The 22,777-nt window shown below is 67.1% G+C and carries 14 protein-coding genes; 3 read left to right on the top strand and 11 right to left on the bottom strand.

The genetic code is table 11. The annotated features are described in order from the left end of the window. Positions 1-80 precede the first annotated feature (80 nt). The 4 genes from metH to ACVJ6E_RS11875 all read right to left on the bottom strand — a co-directional run bounded on the left by metH (position 81) and on the right by ACVJ6E_RS11875 (position 8,260). Complete coding sequence (metH, locus tag ACVJ6E_RS11890; RefSeq protein ID WP_120267116.1) at positions 81-3,812, bottom strand: methionine synthase; 3,732 nt, start codon at positions 3,810-3,812, stop codon at positions 81-83. An 8-nt stretch (positions 3,813-3,820) separates the two neighbouring features. Then, positions 3,821-4,738, bottom strand: coding sequence for a methylenetetrahydrofolate reductase [NAD(P)H] (metF, locus tag ACVJ6E_RS11885; RefSeq protein ID WP_120267117.1), 918 nt, complete (start codon positions 4,736-4,738; stop codon positions 3,821-3,823). A gap of 1 nt (position 4,739) precedes the next feature. Further along, positions 4,740-5,792, bottom strand: coding sequence for an ArsR/SmtB family transcription factor (locus ACVJ6E_RS11880; RefSeq protein WP_245165097.1), 1,053 nt, complete (start codon positions 5,790-5,792; stop codon positions 4,740-4,742). A gap of 239 nt (positions 5,793-6,031) precedes the next feature. Then, the gene (locus ACVJ6E_RS11875) at positions 6,032-8,260 is read right to left on the bottom strand and encodes a mechanosensitive ion channel family protein (RefSeq protein ID WP_120267118.1); all 2,229 of its coding nucleotides are present in this window, start codon (positions 8,258-8,260) and stop codon (positions 6,032-6,034) included. 931 nt (positions 8,261-9,191) lie between these two features. Here ACVJ6E_RS11875 and ACVJ6E_RS11870 point away from each other — a divergent pair. Continuing rightward, positions 9,192-10,280, top strand: coding sequence for a DUF2336 domain-containing protein (locus ACVJ6E_RS11870; RefSeq protein WP_120267119.1), 1,089 nt, complete (start codon positions 9,192-9,194; stop codon positions 10,278-10,280). Positions 10,281-10,310: 30 nt separating this feature from the next. Here ACVJ6E_RS11870 and ACVJ6E_RS11865 read toward each other — a convergent pair whose 3' ends face one another. The 3 genes from ACVJ6E_RS11865 to ACVJ6E_RS11855 all read right to left on the bottom strand — a co-directional run bounded on the left by ACVJ6E_RS11865 (position 10,311) and on the right by ACVJ6E_RS11855 (position 13,054). Next, positions 10,311-11,567 (bottom strand): amidase, encoded by a 1,257-nt coding sequence (locus tag ACVJ6E_RS11865; RefSeq protein WP_120267120.1) that lies wholly within the window; start codon positions 11,565-11,567, stop codon positions 10,311-10,313. 172 nt (positions 11,568-11,739) lie between these two features. Continuing rightward, the gene (locus ACVJ6E_RS11860) at positions 11,740-12,258 is read right to left on the bottom strand and encodes a BA14K family protein (RefSeq protein WP_120267121.1); all 519 of its coding nucleotides are present in this window, start codon (positions 12,256-12,258) and stop codon (positions 11,740-11,742) included. 271 nt (positions 12,259-12,529) lie between these two features. Continuing rightward, the gene (locus ACVJ6E_RS11855; RefSeq protein ID WP_491676455.1) at positions 12,530-13,054 is read right to left on the bottom strand and encodes a BA14K family protein; all 525 of its coding nucleotides are present in this window, start codon (positions 13,052-13,054) and stop codon (positions 12,530-12,532) included. 295 nt (positions 13,055-13,349) lie between these two features. Here ACVJ6E_RS11855 and ACVJ6E_RS11850 point away from each other — a divergent pair, with 295 nt between their 5' ends. After that, entirely contained in the window at positions 13,350-14,114 is a 765-nt protein-coding gene (locus tag ACVJ6E_RS11850) for a HugZ family pyridoxamine 5'-phosphate oxidase (RefSeq protein WP_491676454.1), read from the top strand. Positions 14,115-14,188: 74 nt separating this feature from the next. Beyond that, complete coding sequence (locus tag ACVJ6E_RS11845; RefSeq protein ID WP_491676453.1) at positions 14,189-15,100, top strand: alpha/beta hydrolase; 912 nt, start codon at positions 14,189-14,191, stop codon at positions 15,098-15,100. A 99-nt stretch (positions 15,101-15,199) separates the two neighbouring features. Here the strand turns inward: ACVJ6E_RS11845 and ACVJ6E_RS11840 are convergent, their stop codons facing one another. The 4 genes from ACVJ6E_RS11840 to ACVJ6E_RS11825 form a co-directional block, all read right to left on the bottom strand. Beyond that, the gene (locus ACVJ6E_RS11840; protein WP_120267124.1) at positions 15,200-15,532 is read right to left on the bottom strand and encodes a hypothetical protein; all 333 of its coding nucleotides are present in this window, start codon (positions 15,530-15,532) and stop codon (positions 15,200-15,202) included. Between the two features lie 193 nt (positions 15,533-15,725). Further along, the gene (locus ACVJ6E_RS11835) at positions 15,726-16,748 is read right to left on the bottom strand and encodes a TIM44-like domain-containing protein (protein ID WP_120267125.1); all 1,023 of its coding nucleotides are present in this window, start codon (positions 16,746-16,748) and stop codon (positions 15,726-15,728) included. A 214-nt stretch (positions 16,749-16,962) separates the two neighbouring features. Beyond that, the gene (locus tag ACVJ6E_RS11830; protein ID WP_208996593.1) at positions 16,963-18,726 is read right to left on the bottom strand and encodes a methyl-accepting chemotaxis protein; all 1,764 of its coding nucleotides are present in this window, start codon (positions 18,724-18,726) and stop codon (positions 16,963-16,965) included. Positions 18,727-19,018: 292 nt separating this feature from the next. Continuing rightward, positions 19,019-22,621, bottom strand: a complete 3,603-nt coding sequence (locus ACVJ6E_RS11825; protein ID WP_120267126.1) for a hydantoinase B/oxoprolinase family protein — start codon at positions 22,619-22,621, stop codon at positions 19,019-19,021. Positions 22,622-22,777 lie beyond the last annotated feature (156 nt).

The following is a 22,777-nucleotide window of genomic DNA, read 5'->3' as shown; positions in this document are numbered from 1 at the left end:
GAACCAGAGCGTTGAACGACAAAGGGCGGGACCATGGTCCCGCCCTTCGTGTTTTCTGCAGCAGGCTGCGAGGGGGCGGATTACTCCGCCGCCTCCAGCTTGTGCGGATCGTAGTTCAGGATCGGGGCGAGCCATCGCTCGGCCGTGGCAAGGTCCCAGCCCTTGCGCAGGGCATAGTCCTCGACCTGGTCGCGCTCGATGCGCCCGACGCCGAAATAGTGGCTGTCGGGATGGGCGAAGTAGAGGCCCGAGACCGACGAGCCCGGCCACATGGCATAGCTCTCGGTCAGCTGGATGCCGGCAGTCTGCGTGGCGTCCAGCAGCTCGAACAGCGTGCCCTTTTCCGTGTGATCCGGCTGGGCCGGATAGCCCGGCGCCGGGCGGATGCCCTGATACTTCTCGCCGATCAGCTCCTCGACGCTCGCGTCCTCCTGCGGGGCATAGCCCCACAACGAGGTGCGCACGATCTGGTGCAGCTTCTCCGCGAAGGCTTCGGCGAGACGGTCGCACAGGGCCTGGGCCAGGATCTTGTTGTAGTCGTCGCCTGCCTTGACGTAGCGCGAGATGAACTCTTCCTCGCCATGGCCGGAGGTCACCGCGAAGCCGCCGACCCAGTCGGGGATGCCGCTGTCCTCGGCCGCGACGAAGTCGGACATCGCCACGTTGGCACGGGTGCCTTCGGCGCGGGCCATCTGCTGGCGCAGCGTGTGCAGCACGGTGCGCTCGCGGGTCCGCTCCTCGTCCTCGTAGAGCACGATGTCGTCGCCGCGCGCGGCCGCCGGCCAGAAGCCGACGACGCCCTTGGGCTGCACCAGCTTGTCGCGGACGATCTCGTCGAGCATCTTGCGGGCATCGTCATAGAGCGCCTTGGCGGCCGGGCCGTAGCGGTTGTCGGTCAGCACCGCCGGATAGGTGCCCTTGATCTCCCAGGTGGAGAAGAAGGGCGTCCAGTCGATGACATCCACCAGATCCTGCAGCGGCACCTCGATCGGGCGGATGCCGAGGAACGAGGGGCGCTGCGGCCGGTAGCTGTCGAAGGACGGGCGGAAGCGGTTCTTGCGCGCCTCTTCCAGGCTGGTGCGGCGGGACTGGCCGCGCGAGCGCGAGTGTCCCTCCGCCGCCTTGGCATAGTCTGCGCGCAGCGCCTCGACATAGCCGTCGCGGTCCGTCTTGTTCAGCAGTTTCGACACCACGCCGACCGCGCGGCTCGCATCCGTCACGTAGACGGCCTGGGAGCGGCGGTAGTTCGGATGGATCTTCACCGCCGTGTGGATGAGGCTGGTCGTCGCGCCGCCGATCAGCAGCGGCAGGTCGAAGCCCTCGCGCTCCATCTCGGCCGCCACGTGGCACATCTCGTCCAGCGACGGCGTGATGAGGCCCGACAGGCCGATCACGTCCACCTTCTCCTTGCGCGCGGTCTCGAGGATCTTGGCCGCCGGCACCATGACGCCGAGATCGATCACCTCGAAATTGTTGCACTGGAGCACGACGCCGACGATGTTCTTGCCGATGTCGTGGACGTCGCCCTTGACGGTGGCAAGCAGGATCTTGCCGGCGCTCGGCATGTCCTCTAGCCCCTGCTCGAGCTTTTCCTGCTCCATGTAGGGCATTAGATAGGCCACGGCCTGCTTCATGACGCGGGCGGACTTCACCACCTGGGGCAGGAACATCTTGCCGGCGCCGAACAGGTCGCCGACGATGTTCATGCCGGCCATCAGCGGCCCTTCGATGACGTGCAGCGGGCGCGCGGCCTTGGCGCGGGCCTCCTCCACGTCTTCCTCGATATAGTCGGTGATGCCGTTGACCAGCGCATGGGACAGGCGATCCTCGACGGCGCGTTCGCGCCACGACAGGTCCTGCACCTTCTGCTTGCCGCCCTGGCCGCGGAAGCGCTCCGCGATCTCCAGCAGCCGGTCGGTGGAATCGGAGCGCCGGTTGAGCACCACGTCCTCGGAGAGCTCGCGCAGCTCCGGATCGACGTCGTCATAGACGGCGAGCTGACCGGCATTGACGATGCCCATGTCCATACCGGCCGCGATCGCGTGGTACAGGAACACCGAGTGCATCGCCTCGCGCACGGGCTCGTTGCCGCGGAAGGAGAAGGACAGGTTGGACACGCCGCCGGAGACATGCGCATGCGGCAGGTTCTGGCGGATCCAGCGGGTCGCCTCGATGAAATCGACGCCGTAATTGTCGTGCTCGGAAATGCCCGTGGCGACGGCGAAGATGTTCGGATCGAAGATGATGTCCTCGGGCGGGAAGCCGACCTCGTTCACCAGGATCTCGTAGGAGCGCTGGCAGATCTCGGTCTTGCGGGCCTGGGTGTCGGCCTGGCCCTGCTCGTCGAAGGCCATGACGACGACCGCGGCGCCGTGACGGCGCACCAGCTTCGCCTGGGCGATGAAGGCGTCCTTGCCTTCCTTCATGGAGATGGAGTTCACCACCGCCTTGCCCTGGACGCATTTCAGGCCGGCCTCGATCACCTCCCACTTGGAGCTGTCGATCATCACCGGCACGCGGGCGATATCCGGCTCGGCGGCGATCAGGTTCAGGAATGTGACCATCGCCTCCTTGGAGTCGAGCAGGCCCTCGTCCATGTTGACGTCGATGATCTGGGCGCCGCTCTCCACCTGCTGGCGGGCGACTTCCAGCGCCGTGGCGTAGTTGCCCTCCTTGATCAGCTTCCGGAAGCGGGCCGATCCGGTGACGTTGGTGCGCTCGCCGACATTGACGAAGTTGATCTCTGGCGTCAGCACGAAGGGCTCGAGGCCGGACAAGCGCATGCGGCGCGGCGGCTCGGCCGGCTTGCGCGGCGCGTGGCCGGCAACGGCCTGCGCGATGGCGCCGATATGGTCCGGCGTCGTGCCGCAGCAGCCGCCGACGATGTTGACGAGGCCGCTCGCGGCGAACTCGCCGACCAGCTCGGCCATCGCCTCGGGGCTTTCGTCATACTCGCCGAACTCGTTCGGCAGGCCGGCATTCGGATAGGCGCAGACCAGCGTGTCGGCAACGCGCGAAAGCTCTGCCACGTGGGCGCGCATTTCCTTGGCGCCGAGCGCGCAGTTGAGGCCGATGGAGAACGGCCTGGAATGGCGCACCGAGTACCAGAAGGCCTCCGGCGTCTGGCCGGACAGGGTGCGGCCGGACAGGTCGGTAATCGTGCCGGAGATCATCACCGGCAGGCTCACGCCCTTTTCTTCCAGCACCTCGTCGATGGCGAAGAGAGCGGCCTTGGCGTTCAGCGTGTCGAAGATCGTCTCGACGAGCAGGATGTCCGAGCCGCCGTCGATCAGGCCGCGCACCGCCTCGGCATAGGCTTCCCGCATCTCGTCGAAGGTGACGGCGCGATAGCCCGGATTGTTGACGTCCGGGGAGATCGACAGCGTGCGGTTGGTCGGCCCGAGCGCGCCGGCGACGAAACGGGGGCGCGCAGGGTCGCGGGCCGTGACGATATCGCAGGCCTCGCGGGCAAGCCGGGCGCCGACGAGGTTCAGCTCGTAGGCCAGCTCCTCCATGGCGTAGTCGGCCTGGGCGATGGTGGTTGAGGAGAAGGTGTTGGTCTCGACGATGTCGGCACCGGCCTCCAGATAGGCGACGTGGATGTCGCGGATCGCGGGGCCCTGCGTCAGGTTGAGCAGGTCGTTGTTGCCCTTCACGTCCTGCGACCAGTCCTTGAACCGGTCGCCGCGATAGCCGGCCTCATCCAGCTTGAGCGCCTGGATCATCGTGCCCATGGCGCCGTCGAGGACGAGAATGCGGTCGCGCGCGGCAGCGGTCAGGGCCGACGCCGCGGTCTTGGTCTTGTCTTGCATGATCAGTCTCAGGCCGCCTGTTGTTCCAGGGGAGCCGGGCGCAGGCCCAGCATGTGGCAGATCGCGAAAGTCAGGTCCGCGCGGTTCATGGTGTAGAAGTGGAAGTCGGTCACGCCGCGGTCAACCAGGTCCAGCACCTGCTCGCAGGCCACCGCCGAGGCGACCAGCTTGCGCGTCTCCGCGTCCTGGTCGAGGCCGGCGAAGCGCCGTGCCAGCCAGTGCGGAATCGAGGTGCCGCACTTGGCGGAGAACACCATGGTCGTCTCGAAATTGACGATCGGCAGGATGCCCGGAACGATCGGGATGTTGATGCCGGCCGCGCGCACCTTCTCCATGAAGGTCTCGAACAGGTCGTTGTCGAAGAAGTACTGGGTGATCGCGCGGGTCGCGCCGGCGTCCACCTTGCGCTTCAGGTTGTCGATCTCGGCCGACCAGTCGGGGCTCTCGGGGTGGCGCTCCGGATAGGCGGAGACGGACACCTCGAAATCGTCGGAGACGCGGCGGATGCCGGCCACCAGGTCGGAAGCATAGGCGTAGCCGTCCGGATGCGGACGGTAGATGGCGCCCAGTCCCTCCAGCGGATCGCCGCGCAGGGCCACGATGTGGCGCACGCCGATCTCGTGATAGGCGCGCACGATCTCGTCCACCTCGGCGCGGGACGAGCCGACGCAGGTCAGGTGCGCGGCCGGGGCCAGGCGCGTCTCGGTCAGCATCCGCTCCACCGTGCGGTGGGTGCGCTCGCGGGTGGAGCCGCCGGCGCCGTAGGTCACGGAGACGAAGGAGGGGCCGAGCGGCTCAAGCCGCTGGACGGCCGACCACAGCGAGGCTTCCATCTTGTCGGTCTTCGGCGGAAAGAATTCGAAGGAGACGGAAACCCCGGTTCCCTGGTCCAGCTCGAAGCGGCGGAATCTCTCGGGCGATGACATATCAGGCGACCTCCTGGGTCAGGCTAAGTTCTGGAAGATCGGAAATGATCCGCGGATCGCGGGCGAGCCAGATAGTGACAGTGAGCCGGTCGGCCTCGCCCGCTTCGGGGTTGAGGTCGCGGGTCTCGACCACTTCGAGGCCGGCTGCATGCAGCCAGCGGTCCATCTGATCGCGCGAGAATCCGAGGCGGCGATGGGCGTGTTGATCGCGCAGGAACTCCAGTTCGTGCGGCGCGAAGTCGACGATAAGCAGCCGGCCGCCGGGCCTGAGCACCCGCGCCGCCTCCTCGATGGCCCGGCCCGGGTCGTCGAGGAAGTGCAGCACCTGATGAAGGGTGATCAGGTCGTGGCTTTCGGCCGGAATGTTGAGCGCGTAGATGTCGCCCTGGCGAACCTGCACGTTGCGCAGGCCCTGGCGGGCGAGATTGGCTCGGGCGACGGTCAGCATGTCGTGGCTGGCGTCGAGGCCGACCGCCTGCTCGTACTGGCCGGCAAAGAGCGAGATCAGGCTGCCGGTGCCGGTGCCAAGATCCAGCAGCGAGCGGAACGGCCGCTCGCCGACCATCTCGCGCAGGGCCTGCTCCACGGCCGCTTCCGGGACATGCAGCGAACGCTCCTGGTCCCAGGTCTTGGCGCGCGAGGCGAAGAAGGCGGCCGCAGCCTCGGCCTTGGCGCGGCGGGTGGCGGCAAGGCGCACCCGGTCGCCCGCCAGAACCGCGTCCTGCGGGTCGAGGCGGGACAGCAGCAGGCGGGCGAGATCGCCCATCGGGCCGTCGCCGAGCCGGTAGAACACCCAGGCGCCTTCCGGGAAGCGCTGGACGAGACCGGCCTCGGTCAAGAGCTTGAGATGGCGCGAGATGCGCGGCTGGCTCTGGCCGAGAATGACGGTGGCGTCCTTCACGGTGAGCTCGCCGTCGGCCAGCAAGGCCAGGAGGCGCAGCCGCGTATCCTCGCCGACCGTGCGCAGGCCGGCCAGCAGCTGTTCGGCGCTGAGCAAGGGCTCGCCGGCTCCGGTGGCGGCAGTCATGCCGGCAGTGTTCGCGTTGGTGGTCATGCGCATCCTCGAAAGGCAGTCCCGCTCGAAAAGCAATCTCGCAGGAAGATATAAAGATATCTTTATACCTGTATCGCCTTTAAGGCAAGGGCCGGATGCTGTGCGTGTGTGCCCGTCCACATGGCGGAGGGCGCCGCCGGGCCGGTGACGTGCGCTACTTGTCCCCGGTACGGCGCAGGGGGCGTGGCGGACGGGCTCCCGGCCCGCTGGATGGCTCGGTCCCTGCTGAACCGCTGTTTTCAGCGCGATTCCGAGGCATCCGTCAGCGGGTTCGTCGCGGCAGGCTGATCCAGCAGGGGCCGCACAGCGCCGGCGATCGCCTGCTTTTCCGCGTCGGAGAACTGGCGCGGATCGGACGGATCCTGGGCGACGCGCACGGTCACCTCGCGATGGGCGAAGTGGATGCCGTTGGCCTCGCACAGGTCGCGGATGCCGGAATAGACCACTTTTCGCAGCTCGAACTGGTCGCCGGGACGGGTCATGAACTTGACGCGGACGATCATGGCGGAATCCTCCAGCGCCGTGACGCCCTGAGACTTCACCGGCTGGAGGAATTTCGGTCCGTAGTCGGGATGCTGCATCAGGCTTTCGCCGAACTTCTTGATCAGCTTGCGCATCTTTTCCACGTCCGTGTCGTAGGTGACGCGGAAAGCCAGCTTCATCACCGCCCAGTCGCGGGAGAAGTTCTTCACATGCTTGATTTCCCCGAAGGGCACGGTGTTCAGCGGGCCGTTGTGGTGGCGCAGCTGCATGGAGCGGATCGAGATCTTTTCCACGGTGCCCTTGACGCTGCCCAGGTCGATATACTCGCCCTTGCGGAAGGCGTCGTCGATCAGGAAGAAGGCGCCGGAGAAGATGTCGCGGATCAGCGTCTGCGCGCCGAAGCCGACGGCAAGGCCGACGACGCCGGCACCGGCAAAGAGCGGGGCGATGTCGATGCCCAGCTGCGACAGGACGATCATGCCGCCGATCACGACGATGGTGATCAGCAGGAAATGGCGGAAGATCGGCAGCAGGGTCGCAAGACGGCTCTCGCCGACGCCGCCCACCTCCATCTCCTCGCTGCGCCCGCCCGAGAGCGCGCGCTCCCGGTTGATCTGCCGGTCGATGGTCAGCTGCACCGCCCGGTAGCACATATAGGCAAGGAAGGTGACGACGCCGATCTCGAAGAGGTTTCCGACGATGGAGCTCTTGTCGCGCGGATCTATCCCCCAGCGTGCGAGCACGTAGGCGAGAGCTATCACCGCCGACAGGATCGCCGCGCCGTGGTCGAGCAGGTCGCGGTAGGGCGAGCGTTCTCCCTCGGCCTCTACCGCCTCGGCGGTGGCCTGGGCCGCAACCGCGTCGCTGTCGGGATGCTCGCCCGCGGCCTCTTCTGCCCGGGCCAAATCCTCGCTGCGCTGCGTCTGGCGGTCGGTGCTGTCGAGGCGGGGAAGCAGCAGGCGGTCGATGACAAGCACCATGAGGCCGTAGGCAGCCGCCCAGATCACCCCGGCCAGAACGGGCGCGCCGACGAGGCCGATGGCGGCTTCGCGCTCCAGCAAAAGCCGGCCGGAGGAGACGATGAAGGCGGCGAGGAAATAGACCAGGAGCAGGGGCAGCCAGACGCGCTGGAGCATCCGGCGGCGATCGTTGTCCCCGCCGGCGGGACCGCCGGAGAGCAGCCGGCCGAGGGCGCCGCGATGGGCGACGGCGACCGCGGACAGCATCAGGCAGGTCAGGCCGACCGAGAGGATCGCAAGCAGCCTGTGGCCGCCCGGATCGAGGCCCATGGCATCCAGCCATTCGTGCAGCGCAATGGCGAGAGTGGAGACGGCGCCGGTCGCCATCAGCCAGCGATAGAGGCTCGCGGCACTGGCGTCATCAAGGGCGAGCATGCGGATCGGCCCGTTCCAGGGCGACAGGACCGCGGTCAGGACGATGCGCAGAAGCAGAAGGATTCCAACGCTTTGCAGGCCGATGAGCAGGGTGACGCGGCCCGCCGCATGGTGGGAGGCCAACAGGAAGGCGACAGCAAGAGCCGCGCCATAGAACAGCGCCACCGCCAACACCATGGCGAAGGCGCGAGCGATCAGGCGGGAAATGCGGGCCGCACGGGTCGGCTCCGGCGGACGGGGCGGCAGCAGCCGGGCGAAAAGCCAGCGCTCGCCGGCAAGCAGAGCCAGGCTGCCGGCGATCAGCGCGGCGGCGAGAACGAGAAGCGTCGCCGCGAGCCAGTCGGGCTTGTCCCCGGCCTGCCCGGCAACGGCGGCGGAAATCATGGAGGGCATTGCCGCTGCCGCATCGAGTGTGCTGCCAAGGGCCGCCCGCAGCTCAAGTCCAAGGCGTACCAAGGGTTTATCGGCCGCCATCTCCATCGCCGTCGCGTTCTGGGCGGCGGCGGGGGCCGCGCTCGCGGCGATTGCAACGGCGCTCGCAAGAATTCCGGCCGTCCGGCCGCCTGCGCGGTGCTGCAAGAGCTTGCCCATGAAATCTGTCCCCCCGATGCGGGCCGGCCTCTCGTGCCTGTTGCGAGGCCCGGCCGTGCCACACCCTTGGCCTCAACCTAACGGGGCAAACTTACAGAATCTTTCCGCAGGAAGACGGATATTGCGCAGGTTCTGGGGAAAAACGCCGGTTGCGGGCAAACCCCGCGCGTCGGCACGACGCCGACATGCAAACGCCCGGGCAGGGCCCGGGCGCCGAAACTCGCGGATCATCGGCCGTGGCCGAGATCGGGAGATGCCGGTTATCCCCGGCATCCGGTTTCTTGAGATCGTCATTCGGGCCTGCGCGAATTTTGCGACGATTTTTGCAAAATTCCGTTCCGAATTCGCCAGAAATCGAGACGCGGCTTACAAATCCGGAAGTTGCGAGGTGCCTTGCTTCCTCCGTCCGAAGGAGGTGGCTCGGGCCTCGACCTGCATGCCCCTGCCTGGTCCTTTTCGCCTCAGAAGACGCCGACGACGATGGCGCCGACGAAGGCGAATGCCGCACACACGGCCAAGAGATTAATATTGCGGACAAGTGTCATATCGTGGCCTCCCGCAGTCTCTCGATACGTGAAGGATAAGTTACCGGGGCCAGCCGGCAAAGCGAAAAAGATGCTGCGTTGCGTCGCAGCCACGATGCCCGGCCCGACCCTCGTCAGGAATGGCGAGCGCCACCGGCGATTTTGGCGCGGCTGCCAATCGTCGTTTGGCGGGGGAAAATCCAGTGCAGCGCAGCCTCGTGGGCGAGGGCGAACAGATTATGCTGCGTCGCAGCATGTGTCTTACGTTGGGACACATTCCCCGGGCTGTTGATGAAAAAGCAAGAAGAGTCAGAGGTTTGCTCGGATCTACGTAGTTTGACTAGAATTAACTTGGGAGAAACAGGATCCGCATATGCTCGATTCCAGAAGGTGTGGAAGGATTGGGCATGAAGACTGCGGAACTGAACGAGCTGGCCCGCAGCGGTTCGCCGGAGAACATCGGCGACATGATCACGGCGCTGACCGAGCTGTTCATGAAAGCCGGTCGTCAGGAAAGAAGCCGGGTAAGCCCGGTTTTGGGTGACGTGGTGCTGAGGGTGCTCGATCGTCTCGACGTGTCGGTGCGCAAGACGATGGCCGCGCGCATGTGCGCCGAGACCGAGGCTCCGCGGGACCTGCTGAAGGCGCTGGCGAAGGACAGCGAGCTCGAAGTGGCCCGGCCGGTGATGACGGACGGGGGCCTGTTGACCGACGAGGACCTGGCCGAGGTCGCCCAGGAGGGGATCCCGGTGCGGCACCTGGACGTGATGTGCGAGCGCCAGGGAATCAAGCCGGTGCTCAGCCGGGTGCTGGCGCAAAAGGGCGACAGCCCGGTTCTGTGCGCGCTGCTGGGCAACGAGACGGCGCGGATCACGGCGGACTCCTTCGACCTGCTGCTGGCGCGTTCGCGCAAGGACGAGGAATTGCAGGCGGCGCTGACCCGCCGGCAGGACCTGCCGGAGCAGGTGGCGTCGAAACTGGTGCCGTTCCTGTCGAAGGAACTGATCCAGCAGGTGCGCGAGGAGAATGCCAATCCGGTGCTGGCCAAGGTGGTGGCCGAGCAGGAGGCGCGCGAGGTCGAGATCCGGCTGCGCGAGATCGGCGGCGCCAAGTCGAAGATCGACCTCCTGATCGAGGGCGCGATCGCCGGCACGATCCCGATCGACCAGGCGGTCGTCGTCTTTGCCGACAAGGACCGGGCCTTCGATCTGGGCAAGGTGCTGGCCGGCAGGGTCGGCTGGCCGGAAAACGTGGTGGTGCCGCTGGTCTACCGCGAGGACGAACACCCGCTCTTCGTGCTGTCGCGGATCGCGGGCGTGTCGAACGAGGCCTATGTGAAGCTGGTGCGCATGCGCGGCAAGAAGATGCGGCTGTCGTCGGCGAGCGCCAGCGAATCCTCCCGCAGATACGGATCGCTGACGCTGGAAGCGGCGCGCACCGAGTTCATCGCCATGGCGCGCAAGATGAAGCTGCCCGTGGAGATCGCCCAGGGCTGATGCCCATGGGCGCTCCCCGAAAGAGCGGCCTCAGCCGCCTTTCGCCAGACATTCCTCCAGCCAGCGGGCGGCGAGCAGCGTGGCCCGGTCGCGCCCGTAAAGGCCGATCAGCTGGATGCCGAGCGGCAGGCCGCCGGGCGTTGCCAGCCCCGGCACGTTGACCGCGGGCCCGCCCATCAGCGTCCACACCCGGTTGAAGACCGAGGAGCCGGTGGAGGCGAGACCGGCCGGCGCCGCACCCGGAGCGGACGGCATCATCAGCACATCAACCTGCGACATCACCTCGGCGAAGGCGTGACGCGCCTGCCGCGCGATCTCGAGCGCGGCGTCATAGGCGGCCGGCTCGATGGCTGCGCCATCCTCCAGCGTGCGCATCAACACCGGACTGATCAGCTCGGGCGCGGTGTCGACCTCGGCGGCAAGCGCGCGCGTTGCCTCGAAATCCTGGATGGTCTGGTGCGCGGCGAAGGCCTCGCGGAAGACCGGCGGCAGCGACACGCGCGACACCGAGGCACCGGCGCGCGAGGCCCGCGCAACGGCGGTTTCCAACGCGCCCTGCATCTCGTCGTCGGCCTGGGCCCAGGGCTGCGGATCAACGACGCCGATGCGGGGCGGCATGGGCACCAGCGCATCGACCCGCCAGTCGCGCGCGGACAGGGCGCTGCCGGCAAAGGCGACATCGGCGACGCCCTTGCCGAACAGGCCGAGCGTATCCAGCGTCCAGGAGAAATACTTCATGCCGACCGTCGGCAGATGGTCGAACGACGGCTTGAAGCCGACGACGCCGCAGAAGGAGGCGGGGCGCACGACCGAGCCGCCGGTCTGGGTGCCGATGGCCAGCGGAAAGAAACCGGCGGCGATGCCCGCGGCAGAGCCGGAGGACGAGCCGCCTGGCGTGTGCTCGAGATTGTGCGGATTGCGCGTCGGGCCGGGGTGGAAGAAGGCGAATTCGGTGGTGACGGTCTTGCCGACGACGGCAGCGCCCGCGCGGCGGGCGAGGGCGACGGTCACCGCATCCACCGCCGGGCGATGGTTCTCGTGGATCGGCGAGCCGTAGCGCGAGGGAAAGTCGGCCGTGTCGATATTGTCCTTCACCGCAAGCGGCAGGCCCATGAGCGGGCCGCGCGCGGAGCGGGCCGCTTGCCGTCCCGTCTCGACGTCGTGGCAGACGAAAGCACGGATCGTGCCTTCCTGCTCGGCGATGCGCGCGGCGATGTCGTCGTACAGCGCGTCGATATCCAGCGTCCCGGCATCGAGCGCACGGGCGAGTTCCAGGGCAGACAGCATGGGTTCCTCCTCAGCGGGGGACGATCATCACCAGCCGCGCCGAGACTGCAAGTTTTTTCAGGCGATTGCACGCTGCGGGTGCCGTGTGCGGCGTCCTGTGACCTGAACGCGAAACGGCCCGGCGGGAGGAGCCGGGCCGTTCGGGGAGGGGGCTGATTTCAACCCTTTGCCATTACTGGCAGAAGCGCTGCTGGCCCGAGTAGGTGGTGTAGGTACCGGTGTTCGGGTTGAAGCTCCGGTACTTGGAAGAGCAGTAGCGGTACCACTCCGGGGTGTAGGGCTCGAGCGAGCCGCTCACCACGACCGGGGCGGCCGGGGTGTAGGCCGGATTGCCGCGGCGCGCCGGGTCGATATAGACATCGCCGCGCACCGGCGCCGGATCCCGGTAGATGTATTCCGGCTCGTAGACCCGGTCCGGAGCGCTGAGCGCCGAGCCCAGGATCGCACCGGCGGCAAGGCCGATCACGCCAGCGGCGACCGCCGCGCCGGCATCGTTGCCGCGATTGCCACGGTGATGACGGTAGCCGTAATTCGGGCGATGCGGGCGGTGGACACGGTGGTGCTTGTAGCCACCGCTGCCCCAGCCGTGGCGGCCGTCGCGGGCCTCGGCAGAAGGGGCGAGCGTCGGCACGAGCAGGGTGCCGGCAAGCGCGACAGCAAGGGCGCGGGCAGAGATTTGCTTCAGGGCCATGGGATCGTTCCTTCCAGTGGCTTCGATGTTCCGATGAGGCGACAATGCCATCCCGCAATTGAACGAGGTCTGAGATGCCCGTTCATCTGGCGTTCAGGTTCCCTAGCCCCATCCGCCGCCGTGTGAAGGTTTGAAGGGAGCGCCGTTTCACCAGCACCTTCGGCTCGCATTTGAAATGCGAAAACCACACTGGAAACATCTGTTTGCCGATCACCCTTCCGGATCTGAAGCTCGTGCAGAGCCTGCGCGAGCTTCAGATCCGGGGATCAGGTCAGCGGCAGAACCGGTACTTGCCGGAATAGGCCAGGAAATAGCCGGTCTCCGGATTGAAGCTGCGGTACTTGCGCGAGCAGTAGCGGTACCACTCGGGCGTCCACGGCGCGTAACCGCCGCTGCGGACCGGCGGATCGATGTATTCCCGGCCGCCGCCGCTCAGCGCCGAACCGAGGATCGCGCCGGTGGCAAGGCCGAAGATCGCCGCGCCGCCAATGGCAGCGCCGTTGTTGCGGTGGCGATAGCCGCGACGGTCGCGCCAGCGGCGGTCGTCACGCCAGCGACGGTCCTCGCGCCAGCCGGGACGCGGGCGATAGCCGCGATTGGGCCGGGACTCGCGACCATTGCCGTAATACGGCATGTTGCCCGGGACCGGCTTGATGCGGGCGTAGGGGCGGTAGCCGTCGCGGTTCTGCCTCTCGTCGTAGCCCTGGGCGAGAATGATGTTGCCGACCGGCGAACGGCTGGCCTGTTCGGCCGATGCGCTGTTCGGCGCGGCCGCCTGTGCGGTGAAAGCGAGCACGGCGAGGAGCGCTCCCCGGACGGCCCAGGAAGTCAGTCGCCCTGTGCGATATGCGGCGGATGCGGCCATGACAGGCCTCCTTTCGAAAAGATTAACCCAGCTTTACCATTGCCTCTTTTGTGGCGAGAGCAAGGCTCTGCCCGACAGCGTGCCACCCTTCCGAATCATGGGGCAGGCACGGGAACGGGCAAGGGCGAGCCATTGCTTTCCGCCGGTTGCGCAGGCAAAAGGGCGAGAGCCACGCGATGCAGCGGTAGCCACGCAAGGATAACTCCCGAACATGGAAAGGCGTTCCGTGGCTGAAAACGATCGACCGCAGGTGATCCGCCCCACCGACGACGAAGCAAGGCTGCTGTCGCAGCGCCTGGTGCGCATGGCGCGCTTCGGCGCGCTGGGCGTCATCGATCCGCAAGACGCGATGCCCTTCGTCTCGCGCGTCGGCCTTGCAACCGAAATGGACGGCACGCCGGCGATGCTGGTCTCGCGCCTGTCGCAGCACACGAGCGCGGTCGCTGCCGACCCGCGCTGCTCGCTGCTGGTGGGCGAGCCGGGCAAGGGCGACCCGCTGGCCCATCCGCGCCTGACCATCGTTGCCCGCGCGGAGCGGATCGACCCGGCCGACCCGGCCCATGCCGCCATCCGCCGGCGCTACCTGCTGCGCCATCCCAAGGCGAAGCTCTATGTCGACTTTCCCGATTTCGCGTTCTTCCGCATCATCCCCGAGCGTGCGAGCCTCAATGGCGGTTTCGGCAAGGCCTATCACCTGACGGCGGGCGACTTGCTGCTGTCGGGGGCGGTCGTCGCGGAGCTCGGCGCGGCCGAGGCGGGGGCCGTCGAGCACATGAACGAGGATCATCTCGACGCTATCGCGCTCTATGGGGAAAAGCTGGCGCGGGCAGGCAGCGGCAACTGGCGCCTGTCCTCGCTCGATCCGGCGGGGCTAGATCTCGTCGACGGCGACAAGGTGGCGCGGCTCGACTTCGATCCGCCGCTGCAAAGCGCGGGCGAGCTGCGCGCGCGCCTGGTTGCCCTTGCGAAACAGGCAAGGGCTGGTGAATGATCGCCCGGACCGAACACCCGGGCTAAGAATCTGCGCCGGAGTGCCGGCAAGCATCTGAGGAGACAGCCGACATCGTGACTGCGACCCGCACCATGCCCGTCCCGCCGCTCGTCGTCGCGGTTCTCTTTCTCCTTGCACTTGCAGCGGGCGCGAGCCCGGCGGCGGCCTATCGGCTGGAGCCGTTCAAGGACCGGCTGTTCTCCTATCCCGGCCTTCTGGCCGGCAAGGCGGACGATCCGTTCGTCATCGTCGATTACGACAAGCGCCGCGACATCCACCGCCGCGACAAGGTGTGGGAGCGCGAGGTCTACGGCGAGTACGTGTCGATGAAGCCGAGCGGGTCGCAGGAAGACCTGACGCTGAAGGCGAACGGGCGCACGATCAGCTACATGCGCGTCGGCGAGCCGCGCGGCGCGCGCAGCATCGTCATCTATGTGCACGGGCAGGGCGGCAACCGCTTCCAGGGCATGAACGACGTCAGCTTCGGCGGCAACTTCAACCGCATCAAGAACCTGATGGTGCGCAATGCCGGTCTCTACATCACGCTCGATGTCAAGAATTTCGACGAGCGCGGGGCGGGCGACGTCAAGGCGTTGATGCAGCACTACATCCGCCAGGCACCGCAGGCGCGGGCCTATGTCGCCTGCGGCTCGATGGGCGGCTTCCTGTGCTGGGAGCTGGCGCGCGACAGCGGCGCGGCGGCGATGATGGGCGGCATGCTGCTGATGGGCTCGACCTGGGACGATGCGTTCCTGTCGAGCGGCACGTTCCGCGGCGGGCGGCTGCCGATCTATTTCGGCCACGGCAGCTGGGACGAGGTCTACGACTGGAAGAAGCAGGCCGCGTTCTACGAGCGGCTGAAGGCGCGCAAGTCCGACTATCCGGCGCGGTTCGCGCTGTTCGAGACCGGCACCCACGGCACGCCGATCCGCATGACCGACTGGCGGCTGATCCTCAACTGGATGTTCGCCGCCACCGGCCGGTAAGCGCAGCGCAGGCGCTGCCCGCCCTGGTGCGGGTGACACAATTAAAAACGGGCCGCCCATGGGACGGCCCGTTTTCACAAGCTCTCGTGAGCAGGCCGGTTACTTCCAGACCACGTCCTTGTTGCGGACGGTGATCGTCTTCATGTCGCAATAATCGATGTCGGCATCGACATAGGTGCCGTCGGTGAAGTCGATGCGGGTGCGCACGGTGCAATTGCCCTCATCGGTGCCGAAGTCCATCTCGAACGTGTCGCCCGGCACGATGATCTCGTCCAGCCAGTTGTCGCTCCACTCGCCGTTTTCCTGGGTGCGGAACGAGGTCACGTTGGCAGTGGAGCGGTTTTCCAGATCGAACTTCCACTCGTTTGCGGCGACGGTGCCGGTTGCAACGAGCAGTGCGGCTACAGCCGCAAGGATAGTTTTTGCAGTCATGGTCCAATCCCAGGATCAAGCGCGGCCCAATCGCCGGCGCCGGACGATACAGCTGCGCCATTTTCCTGGATAGGCGGATAATTTTTCCCCTGGCCTGCCCCGAACCGCCGACGGATGGTGGGGAGCGATGCCAAGAAAAAACCGCCCCGGACGGGGCGGTTTCTCGGGTTTGGGAAGGGATCGCGGCAGGCGCCTATTCGGTGCCCTGGATGGCCGCGAGCGTCCATTCGCCGCCCTTCTGACGGCGGAAGGTCCACAGCTCGGTGCTTTCCTGCGGCTCCTCCAGGCTGCCCGACAGCACCCGGCCGGAATTGCGGTCGAGGACGGCATCGAGGGCGGAAAAGCGCATGGCGACCGTCGCATAGTCGTCGCTGCCTTCGCTCCACGCCTCGGACAGGTCGCCCTGCAGCAGCTTCACGTCGGACACGGCATTGCGCTTGCCGGCGGAGGCGAGTTCGCCCAGTTCCTCGGCGAGGAAGGACATGGCCTCGGGCGTCGCCAGACGGCGGAGCGCGGCGTAGTCCTCGCGGCCATAGGCTTCCTGCACTTCGGCCAGCATCTGCTCGAAGCGGTCGAAATCGGCCTCTTCCAGCTCGAGCGGGGTTTCCATGACAGGGGCCTGGAACGGAGCGGCCGCGCCGGTGCCGGCGTCGGTTCCGGTGCCGCCGGCGCCGCCGAAGCTGAACGGGGTGCGGGACGTGTCAGGGCCGGTGCCGCCGAAATTCGGCGCGGCGCCGCCGGTCGCGGCTGCCGCCGGCTGCTGGCGCCGGCCGAAGAAGCGCATGGCCAGCATGATGAGGAAGCCGATCAGGGCCACCTGCAGGATCAGGCCGAGGAAACCGGCAAAGCCGCCCATGCCGCCGCCGAAGAGCATGCCGAGCAGGCCGCCCATCAGCAGGCCGCCGAGAAGGGCGCCGCCCATGCCGCCGAACAGCCCGCGCGAGGGCTGGGCCGCCTGCTGCTGGCGGGCGCCGGCGCCCGGCGTCGCCTGCTGACCCTGAGCGGGCTGCGGCGTCATCGTGCGCTGAACCGGCGAGGCCGTGCCCGGCGCGGTGTTGGTCGGGGCAGGGGCGGAAAAGGTGCGTGCACCGCGGCTGCCGAAGCCGCTGCTGCCGGCCCGCCGGGCTTCGGCAAAGTCGACAGCGGCAAAAAGCGCGGCAATTCCAAGGGCAATAACGGCTGTCGTCTTGCGCATCCGGCTGGCGGCAGCTTGCATCAGGGATTTCCTCCACTAGGCTCAGGTCGAGATCAACGCTCGTCATATGGGAGCCCGGCGGGCGCATTGCCAGCGCAAACGGCACTTCTTTCTCCTTGTTTGCGCAAGAAAAAAGGCGGCCCCATGCGGCGCCGCCTCTTTGTGTTCCGTGCCGGCCGTTTCTCCCGCTGCGAGCCGGTATCGCCCGGCGTGCGCGGGGGAGGAAACCGCAGGGTCAGGCGGCGCGAATGTTGCGCAGGAAGGCATCGAGTTCCTTCTGCAGCGTGCCGGACTGATAGGCCAGCGTCTCGACGCTGGTCAGGACCTGGCGCGCTCCGGCGCTGGAATCCACCGCCCGCTCGCGGACCGAGCCGATGGTCCGCGTGATCTCGGTGCTGCCGGCGGCCACTTCGTTGACATTGCGGGCAATCTCCGCCGTCACCGCGCTCTGTTCCTCGATGGCCGTGGCAATGGCCGAGATCTGGCCGTTGATGCTGTTGATGGACTCCACGACGGACCCTATGGCCTCCGAGGTGCGGGCGGCGCCGTTCTGCATGTCCTGCACCTGGGCGCTGATATCCTCGGTGGCGCGGCCGGTCTGGTTGGCCAGCGCCTTGACCTCGCCGGCGACGACCGCAAAGCCCTTGCCGGCCTCGCCGGCGCGTGCCGCCTCGATGGTGGCATTCAGCGCCAGGAGGTTGGTCTGGTCGGCGATGTCGTTGATCAGCCTGACCACATCGTCGATGCGCCGCGCCGCCTCGGCAAGGCCGTTGACGGTGCTGCTGGAGCGCTGCGCATTGGTGGTGGACTGGCCCGCGGCGGACAGCGCGGCCGTGACCTGGCGGCTGATCTCGCCGATGGAGGCGCTCAGTTCCTCTGCCGCGCTGGCGACCGACTGGACGCCGGTGGCCGACTGTTCGGCCGCTGCCGCGACCGTGCCGGCATTGTCCGAGGTCACCTCGGCATTGCGGGCCATCATGCCGGCTGCCTGCTGGAGTTCGCGCACGGCGTCGGCGATGCCGTCCGACACCGTCTTGAGGGTCGATTCCAGGCTGTCCGCCAGGCGAAGGGTCGCCTCGCGCTTCTCGATCTCGATGCGCTCCTCTTCCTCGCGGGCCTGTTCCTGCAGGCGCTTGATCTCGATGGTCTTCTCGCGGAAGGCCTCGAAGGCGCGGGCGAGTTCCCCGACCTCGTCGCGCGAGCGGACGGAAACGGTGACCGAGGTGTCGTCCATGGCGAGCCGGTTGAGGGCGGTGACGACGCTGCGGAGCGGCCTGCTGATGCCGAAGACGGCGAACACGCTCGCAATCGCCACGCCCGCCAGGATCGCGACCAGCGTCGTGGTGCTCATGATCACCAGGCCCTGCTGCTCGTGCTTCTTGGCAGAGTCGCTGGCTTCCAGAGTGAAGCGGTCGAGGTCCTGAGCCAGCTCCACCAGCTCATGGTCAAGCCGCTCCTGCTCGATCTCGAGTTGAGCCGCAAGGGCGGTGGCCGCCGGGATGTCCTTCGTCTTCAAAAGCTCGACGATGCGCTCGATCTTCTGGCCGTAGGCCACGTGCTCGGCCTCGATGCGCTTCAGGGTCGTCAGGACGCTCTCGTACTTGGCCGCGTGTTCCGGGGTGGCGGCAAGGGACTGCCCCTTGGCGGCGATCGCCTCGGCCTGCCTGATCTCATCGTCGACTTGCGCGGCCAGCGCCATGACGCGCCGCGACAGGTCTTCGGTCGTGCCGGACTCTGGCGCGGCCTCAAGGTTGGCGGCGCGGAAGAGACGTTCAAGCAGGAGAGCCTGCTCGAGCTGATGGATCGTCACCTTGCTGACATTGGTCGTCAGAGGGATCGTCTCGTCGGCAATCTCTTCAAGCTCCGTGCCGATCTGGCGCATCTGCAAGAGGCCGACGGCGGCAATGGAGAGCATCATCAAACTTAAAAAACCGACCAGCCCCAGGATCTTGGCAGCCACGGAGCGCAGGCGGGAGGAGCTGGCACGAACATCGCGCATTGCAGAATTCCCCGACATATGAAAGAGCGGGCCACAACAAGGACCGCGCCTCCATTACACTGCGTAAGCTCTTAAGTTTTCCTGATTTTTGGAGCGCAAAGTCAGGTATTTTCGAAGATCGCGGATTTTAATGTTTGACGGCTTCTGATCCGAATTCTTCAATCTTAAATAAAAATTGCTGGAATTGGGTTGCGGTCCGGACATGCGTGCCGGCGCCGGATGCCAAAACGGCCGCGCCATGGGCGCGGCCGTTCGGGTGGTGCTCACGGGACGGGGCAGGGGCCCGCAGGCGTTACGCCTTGCCCCAGCCGCCGGCGGTCGGGGTGATGACGGTGACCGCCTCGCCCGCCTTCAGGACCGTCTGGTCGCAGCCGCCAAGTTCCTGCGTGGTGCCGTCGAGACGGCGCACCAGGGTCTTGCCGAGCTGGCCGTCGCCGCCGCCTTCGCCGCCCTTCGGCGTGATGGTGCGGTGGGACGACAGGATCGCCAGTTCCATCTCCTCCAGGAAGCGGATGGTGCGCTTGGTGCCGTTGCCGGCATGCCACTTGCCCGTGCCGCCCGACCCCTCTCGGATGTGGAAGTCCTCCAGCAGGACCGGATAGCGGAATTCCAGCACTTCCGGGTCGGTGAGGCGCGAGTTGGTCATGTGTACGTGGACGCCGTCGGTGCCGTTGAAGCCGGGACCGGCAGGCGAGCCCGAGCACAGGGTCTCGTAATACTGGTAGGTGGCGTTGCCGAAGGTCAGGTTGTTCATCGACCCCTGGCTGTTGGCCATGGCTCCCAGTGCGCCGAACAGGGCGTTGGTGACGTGCTGGCTGGTCTCCACGTTGCCGGCGACGACGGCGGCCGGGTAGGCCGGCTTCAGCATGCAGCCGTCGGGGATGACGATGTGGATCGGACGCAGGCAGCCCGCATTCATCGGGATGTGACCCTCGACCATGACGCGGAAGCAGTAGAGCACCGCCGCGCGGGTGACAGGCTCGGGCGCGTTGAAGTTGTTCGGCTTCACTTCGCTGGTGCCGGTGAAGTCGACGGTCGCCTCGCGCTTCGTCTTGTCGACGGTGATCCGAACGCGGATCACCGAGCCCTGGTCGGTCGGGTACTCGTACTCGCTGTCGGTCAGCGCCTCGATGACCCGGCGCACGCTCTCCTCGGCATTGTCTTGGACGTGGCCCATATAGGCCTGCACCACCTCGAGGCCGAAGTGGGAGACCATCTTGCGCAGCTCCTGCACGCCCTTCTCGTTGGCGGCGATCTGCGCCTTCAGGTCGGCGACGTTCTGCGTGACGTTGCGCACCGGCCAGGGATGGTCGGTGAGGACGTGCACGAGTTCTTCCTCGCGGAAGCGGCCCTGATCGACGAGCTTGAAGTTGTCGATCAGCACGCCTTCCTCGTCCACCGTGGTGGCGCGCGGGGTCATGGAGCCGGGCGCCGAGCCGCCGACATCGGCATGGTGGCCGCGGCTTGCCGCCCAGAACAGGATCTCCTTGCCCTCGTCGTCGAAGACCGGCGAGACGACGGTGATGTCCGGCAGGTGGGTGCCGCCGTTATAGGGCGCGTTCAGCGCGAAGACGTCTCCGGGGCGGATCTGGCCGGCGTTGAGCTTGATCACCGTCTCGACGGAACGGTCCATCGAGCCGAGATGCACCGGCATGTGTGGGGCATTGGCGACCAGCGCGCCGGAGGCATCGAAGACCGCGCAGGAGAAGTCGAGGCGCTCCTTGACGTTCACCGAGTAGGCGGTGTTCTGCAGCGTCACGCCCATCTGTTCGGCGATCGACATGAAGAGGTTGTTGAAGACCTCGAGCATGACCGGATCGGCCTTGGTGCCGATGGCCTCGGCGCGGGCGAGCTTCTCGACGCGGCGCAGGACGACATGGTCCTTGGCGGTGATTTCCGCCTGCCAGCCCGGCTCTACGACGATGGTCTGGTGCGGCTCGACGATGAGCGCGGGGCCGGAGAGCTTGTGGCCGGGCTTGAGGCCGGCGCGGGCGAAGAAGCCCGCCTCGCGCCACTCGCCCTCGGCGAAGATGCTACCCTTGTCGGTCGCCTCGGGCGAACCGGAGACGAGCGGCAGGTCCGGCTCGTCTATGCCGGAGCCGCCGCCGACGGATTCCACCTCGAGCGCTTCCACCACGATCGGCTTGTTCTCGTAGACGAAGCCGAACTGGGCGCGGTGCGCATCGGCAAAGGCGCCGACCATCGTGTCGATGTCGCGGGGCACATAGGCGACCGGGATCGGGGTGTCCGTGCCCTCGTAACGCAGCAGGGCGCGCGGCAGATTGCGGATCCCGGCATCGGCAACGCCCTGGCCGGCGACCTCGGCCCGGGTCTCGGCCGACAGCCGGTCGACGAGCGCCTCGAGGTCGTCCAGCATGGCCGGCTCGAGCCGGCGCACGACCGCCTGCTGGCGGGTGGCGCGGATGTCGGCAAGGCCCATGCCATAGGCGGACAGGATGCCCGACAGCGGGTGGACGATCACCGTGGTCATGCCGAGGCTGTCGGCAACCGAGCAGGCGTGCTGGCCGCCGGCACCGCCGAAGCAGGTCAGCGCATACTCGGTGACGTCGTAGCCGCGCTGGACCGAGATCTTCTTGATGGCGTTGGCCATGTTCTCGACGGCGATCTTCAGGAAGCCGTCGGCGACTTCCGCGGCGGAGCGGCCGTCGCCGATGCGCGCGGCCATTTCCTCGAACTTCGCCACCACCGCGTCGCGGTCGAGCGGCTCGTCGCGCCCCGGGCCGAAGATCTTCGGGAAGAAGTCGGGGCGCAGCTTGCCGACCATGACATTAGCGTCGGTGACGGCGAGCGGGCCGCCGCGGCGGTAGCAGGCGGGGCCGGGATTGGCGCCGGCCGAATCCGGGCCGACCTGGAAGCGGCCGTCCTTGTAGTGGAGGATCGAGCCGCCGCCGGCCGCGACCGTGTGGATCATCATCATCGGCGCGCGCATGCGCACGCCCGCCACCTCGGTCTCGAAGGCGCGCTCATACTCGCCGTTGTAGTGCGAGACGTCCGTGGAGGTGCCGCCCATGTCGAAGCCGATGACCGCGTCGAAGCCGGCCATGCGCGAGGTCTCGATGGCGCCGACGACGCCGCCGGCCGGACCCGACAGGATCGCGTCCTTGCCTTGGAACAGGTCCGCGGCGGTGAGGCCGCCGGAGGACTGCATGAACATCAGCCGGCAATCGGTGCCGTCGATCTGCAGTTCGCTCGCCACCTGCTCGACATAGCGGCGCAGGATCGGCGAGAGATAGGCATCGACCACGGTGGTGTCGCCGCGCCCGACCAGCTTCATCAGCGGCGAGACCTCGTGGCTGACGGAGACCTGCGGGAAGCCGACCTTGCGGGCGATCTGGGCGACCTTCTTCTCGTGATCGGGGAAGGCATAGGCGTGCATGAAGACGATGGCCGCGGAGCGGATGCCGCTGTCATAGGCGGCCTTGAGGTCGCGCTCGACCTCGGCCAGATCCGGCTCGGCCTCGATGGTGCCGTCGGCGCGTACGCGCTCGGCGACCTCGACGACGCGCTCATAGAGCAGTTCCGGCTTGATGATCTCCTTGGCGAAGATGTCGGGCCGCGCCTGGTAGCCGATCTCCAGCGCATCGCGGAAACCGCGGGTGGTGACCAGCAGGGTGCGGTCGCCCTTGCGCTCCAGCAGCGCGTTGGTGGCGACGGTGGTGCCCATCTTGACGGTAGCGATGCGCTCGGCCGGGATGCGCTCGCCGGAGGCAACGCCCATCAGCTCGCGGATGCCCTGGATGGCGGCGTCGCGATAGGCTTCCGGGTTCTCCGACAGGACCTTGTGGGCGCGGATGCCGCCCTCGGGATCGCGGGCGACGATGTCGGTGAAGGTGCCGCCGCGATCGATCCAGAAATCCCACTTGCCGCTCGTCATGATGCGTCTCTCCGCTGGTCGGTCCGGCCCGCATGCGCTGGGCACGGGGCCGATTATTGGCTCGTCGCTACGTCAACAATTTATCGAGAAAATGTCAACGTTGTTTTTGCAAGACCCCGCCCGCAAAATCGTGCGGGCGGGGAAGATCGCGGGACG

The organism is Stappia sp. G46H5W, from assembly GCF_058448995.1.
Note: the sequence above shows the minus strand (reverse complement) of the source record. Positions and strands in the feature narration are given on the sequence as shown.